Source organism: Nakamurella sp., assembly GCF_048594475.1.
GTDB lineage: Bacteria > Actinomycetota > Actinomycetes > Mycobacteriales > Nakamurellaceae > Nakamurella.
Window position 1 is genome coordinate 1 of the sequence record NZ_JBMDXT010000439.1, and the last position, 4438, is coordinate 4438.

6 protein-coding genes are annotated in these 4438 nt (G+C 75.3%); all 6 read left to right on the plus strand.

The window, feature by feature from the left end:
- Positions 1 to 158: 158 nt before the first annotated feature.
- Entirely contained in the window at positions 159 to 287 is a 129-nt protein-coding gene (locus ACOJUF_RS19825; protein WP_420123545.1) for a hypothetical protein, read from the plus strand.
- A gap of 80 nt (positions 288 to 367) precedes the next feature.
- Positions 368 to 1102 (plus strand): UbiA family prenyltransferase, encoded by a 735-nt coding sequence (locus tag ACOJUF_RS19830; protein ID WP_420123544.1) that lies wholly within the window; start codon positions 368 to 370, stop codon positions 1100 to 1102.
- The gene (locus tag ACOJUF_RS19835; protein WP_420123540.1) at positions 1099 to 2190 is read left to right on the plus strand and encodes a type III polyketide synthase; all 1092 of its coding nucleotides are present in this window, start codon (positions 1099 to 1101) and stop codon (positions 2188 to 2190) included. The genes ACOJUF_RS19830 and ACOJUF_RS19835 overlap by 4 nt, the downstream gene beginning before the upstream one ends.
- On the plus strand, positions 2187 to 2729 hold the full coding sequence (locus ACOJUF_RS19840; RefSeq protein ID WP_420123541.1) for an isoprenylcysteine carboxyl methyltransferase family protein: 543 nt from the start codon (positions 2187 to 2189) through the stop codon (positions 2727 to 2729). Before ACOJUF_RS19835 ends, ACOJUF_RS19840 begins: the two co-directional genes overlap by 4 nt.
- A complete protein-coding gene (locus tag ACOJUF_RS19845; RefSeq protein WP_420123542.1) occupies positions 2722 to 3750 on the plus strand; it encodes an NAD(P)/FAD-dependent oxidoreductase in 1029 nt (342 codons plus the stop codon). The genes ACOJUF_RS19840 and ACOJUF_RS19845 overlap by 8 nt, the downstream gene beginning before the upstream one ends.
- A gap of 41 nt (positions 3751 to 3791) precedes the next feature.
- The gene (locus tag ACOJUF_RS19850) at positions 3792 to 4259 is read left to right on the plus strand and encodes a PPOX class F420-dependent oxidoreductase (RefSeq protein ID WP_420123543.1); all 468 of its coding nucleotides are present in this window, start codon (positions 3792 to 3794) and stop codon (positions 4257 to 4259) included.
- Positions 4260 to 4438: the final 179 nt, after the last annotated feature.

The following is a 4438-nucleotide window of genomic DNA, read 5'->3' on the forward strand; positions in this document are numbered from 1 at the left end:
CGCATCCTGCAACTGCGGGCCCGCGCCCGCCGGGCCGCCGCCCGCTGAGCGGGCCGGCTCACCGCTGGCCGCCGCGACCGATCGCCGGCCGGCCGCCGGCCTACCGACCCACCGACCTACCGACCGATGTCCCGCACCACCCACCGAGAGGAGCCGTCATGACCCAGCCCGACGCCAGCACCGAGGATTCGTCCCGGGCCCAGGAAGCACTACAGTCCGACGAAGGGGTCGGGGCCACGACGACCGACGAGCCCGACACCTTCGAGCCGGAGGAGCCGACGGACTGACACACATCGTTTCCGGCGCCGCCGGGGTCGGGGCCCTGCTGCGCGCCGCGCACATCGGCCCCGCCCTGGCGGTCTCCGTCCTGGCCGGCGCGCTCGCCGTCGCCGGCGAGACACCACCGGCCCGCACGGCCCTGATCGTGGGAGCCGTGCTCACCGGCCAGCTGACCATCGGCTGGACCAACGATCTCCTCGACCGCGCGCGCGACACCGCGGTCGGCCGCGCGGACAAGCCGCTGGCCACCGGCGACCTGGCGGTCGGCCCGGTCCGGATCGCCTGCGGCATCGCCCTGGCCGCGACCATCGTGCTGTCGCTGCTGTGCGGGCTCGTCCCGGGACTGATCCACCTGGTCTGCGTGGCCGCCGGCTGGGCCTACAACCTCGGGCTCAAGGCCACCGTCTGGTCGTGGTTGCCGTACGCCGTGGCGTTCGGCGGCATCGCCGTGTTCGTCACCCTGGCCGGGCCCACCGGTGCCCTGCCCCCCTGGTGGATCCCCGTGGTCGCGGCCCTGCTCGGCGTCGGCGCCCACCTGGTCAACGCGCTGCCCGACCTGTCGGACGACGAGGCGACCGGTGTCCGCGGTTTGCCCCACCGGCTGGGCGCCCGGCGCACCCGGGTCGCCGCGGTCGCCGTGCTCGGCACCGCCTCGGTCATCGTCGCCGCCGCCAGTGACGCCGCGACGATCCTGCGGGTGGGTGCGCTGCTGCTGGTCGCGGCCCTGGCCGTGGTCGCCCTGGTGACCGGGGGCCGGACGCCGTTCCGGGCGGCGATCGGCATCGCCCTGGTCGACGCCGCCCTGCTGGTGCTGGCCCGATGACCCGCATCCTGGCGGTCCGCGGTGCTCTGCCCGCACACCGCCACGACCAGGACGAGATCACCGATGCGTTCGCGGCGGCCGTCGCCGGCCGCGGGCTCGACGAGCGGGTGCTGCGCACCCTGCACCGCAACTGCGGCGTCCGCCGGCGGCACCTGGCGCTGCCGCTGGCCGACTACGGGCTGCTCACCACGTTCGACGAGGCGAACGACCGTTTCCTGGATCACGCCGTGGAGCTGGGCGCCCGGGCCCTGGAGGACGCCCTCAAGGCGGCCGGTTTGACGCCCAGCGACGTCGATCTCATCATCTCCACCACCGTCACCGGGTTGGCGGTGCCCTCCCTGGACGCCCGCATCGCCGGGGTCGTCGGGCTGCGGCCGGACGTGCGGCGCATCCCGCTGTTCGGCCTCGGCTGCGTCGCCGGGGCGGCCGGCATCGCCCGGCTGCATGACCATCTCGTCGGCCATCCCGACCAGGTGGCCGTCCTGGTCTCGGTCGAACTGTGCTCGCTGACCGTGCAGCGCGACGACGTCTCCATGCCCAACGTGGTGGCCAGCGGCCTGTTCGGGGACGGGGCCGCCGCGGTCGTGGCCGCCGGGGCCGCCCACGAGCCGGACCCGGCCGGACCCGTCGGCCCGGCCCCGCTGGAGATCCTGGGTAGCCGCAGCCGGCTGTACCCGGATTCCGAACGCACCATGGGGTTCGACATCGGGTCGCGCGGGCTCCGCATCGTGCTCGACGCCCGGGTGCCCCAGATCGTCGGCCACTACCTCCGGGACGACGTGGACGAGTTCCTGGCCGGTCAGGGGCTGACCCGGGCCGACATCGGCTTCTGGGTCTGCCATCCCGGTGGGCCGAAGGTGATCGACGCGGTCCGGGACGCGCTGCAGGTCGACGACCACGAGGTCGCGCTGACCCGCGAGTCGCTGGCCCGGATCGGCAATCTCTCGTCGGCGTCGGTGCTGCACGTGCTGGCCGACACGCTGCACGAGCGACCGCCGGCCGCGGGCCGGTACGGGGTGCTGCTGGCCATGGGCCCGGGCTTCTGCTCCGAACTGGTCCTGCTGCGCGCGATCGGTGACGCGGCATGACCTCGCTGACCGCCTTCGTCGTGCTGGTGGCGCTGGTCGCGCTCGAACGGCTGGCCGAGCTCGTGGTGTCCAACCGCAACGCCGCGTGGAGCCTGGCCCACGGTGGCGTCGAGACGGGCCGCGGCCACTATCCGGTCATGGTCGTGCTGCACACCGGTTTCCTGGTGGCGATGCTGGTGGAGGCGGTGGTCCGGGAGCCGGTCGTCCCCGGGTGGCTCGCCTGGTCGATGCTGCTGCTGGTGCTGGCCGCCCAGGGCCTGCGGTGGTGGTGCATCGCGACGCTGGGCCGGCGGTGGAACACCCGGGTGATCGTCGTCCCCGGCCTGCCCCCGGTGCGGACGGGTCCCTACCGCTGGCTGCGCCATCCCAACTACGTCGCCGTCGTCGTGGAGGGAGTCGCACTGCCGCTGGTGCACGCGTGCTGGATCACCGCGCTCGCGTTCACCGTCGCCAACGCCGCGTTGCTGACCGTCCGGATCCGGGTGGAGAACACCGCCCTGGCCGGTCTGCCCCGGACGGGGACACCGGCCGATGCGTGACGTCGTGGTGGCCGGCGGCGGGCCGGTCGGGCTGGTCGCCGCCCTCCACGCGCGGCGGGCGGGGCTGGACGTCGTGGTGCGCGAGCCCCGCCACGGGCCGATCGACAAGGCCTGCGGCGAGGGACTGATGCCCGGCGCGGTGGCCGCGTTGCAGGAGCTGGGAGTGCGGCCGGACGGCCATCCGATCGCCGGGATCCGGTATCTGGACGGCCGGCACAGCGTCGACGCCCCGTTCCGCCGCGGGCCCGGACGGGGTGTGCGGCGCACGGTCCTGCACGGTGCGCTGGCGGCGGCCGTGGCCGCGGCCGGCATCCCGGTGACCGGCCCGGCCGTCCGCGAGGTCGCCGACCGGGGCGACCACCTGGTGGTGGACGGCGAGCGGACCCGGTTCCTGATCGCCGCCGACGGGCTGCACTCCCGGGTCCGCCGGTTGGTCGGGCTGGAGCGGCCCGCCCGGTCGCCCGGCCACCGGCGCTTCGGGTTGCGCCGGCATGCCGCCGTCGCGCCGTGGACCGACTTCGTGGAGGTCCACTGGTCGGCGTGGGGCGAGGCGTACGTGACGCCGGTGGACGACCAGCAGGTCGGGGTGGCCGTGCTCAGCCACCGACCCGGCGGGTTCGACGAGCTGATCGGCGCCTTCCCGGCGCTGGCCGACCGGCTGGCCGGCGTCGAGCTGGGCCCGGTGCGCGGGGCCGGCCCGTTGCGGCAGCGGGTCCGCGCCCGCACCCAAGGCCGGGTGCTGCTCGTCGGCGACGCCGCGGGCTACGTGGACGCCCTCACCGGGGAGGGCCTGGTGCTGGGTCTGGCCCAGGCGCGGGCCGCCGTCGCGGCGATCCGGTCCGGCGATCCGGCCGGGTACGCGGGTGCGGCCCGCCGGCTCGGCCGTCGGCACACCACGCTGACCCTGGGGCTGCTCACCGCGACCCGCCTACCGGCGGTGCGGCGCGGCCTGGTGCCCGCGGCCCACCGCCTGCCCGGGGTGTTCGGCGCCGTCGTCGATCAACTGGCCCGGCCGGCCTGACCGGCCGGCCCATCCGACCCGTCCAGACCCTCGGAGGAAGCATGCCCAGGACCATCGCCACCACCCGCTCGGCCTCCCGGGAGGAGGTCCTCGAGTTCGCCCGGGCCCGCCATCACCACGTGCTGATGACCACCCGGTCCGACGGGTCGGTCCAGGCGTCCCCGGTCACCGCCGGGGTCGACCCGCAGGGTCGGGTGGTGATCGCCAGCTACCCGGAACGGGCCAAGTCCCGCAACGCCCGGCGCACGGGCACGGCGTCGGTCCTGGTGCTCTCCGACGATTTCGACGGCGCCTGGGTGCAGATCGACGGCGACGCCGAGGTGCTCCACGTCCCCGAGGCCGTCGAGCCCCTGGTGGACTACTTCCGGTGCATCGCCGGCGAGCACTCCGACTGGGACGACTACCGGCGGGCGATGGTCGACCAGGGCAAATGCCTGATCCGGATCACCCCGACCCGGTGGTCGCCGATCGCCACCGGCGGCTTCCCGCCGGAGCTCGCCGACGACTGACCCGACGACTGAGAGGTGCGTCCCACCGCTGGGACGTGACACACGCCCGCAACACGGGCACGGGACCATGGCGCCCATGAGCTCCACACGCCAGGACCGCCCGGACGTCGACGCGCTGCTCGAGGCCGACCGCCGCGACCTCGACCCCGCGCTCTTCGCCGGCGGGGTGTCGTCGGAGG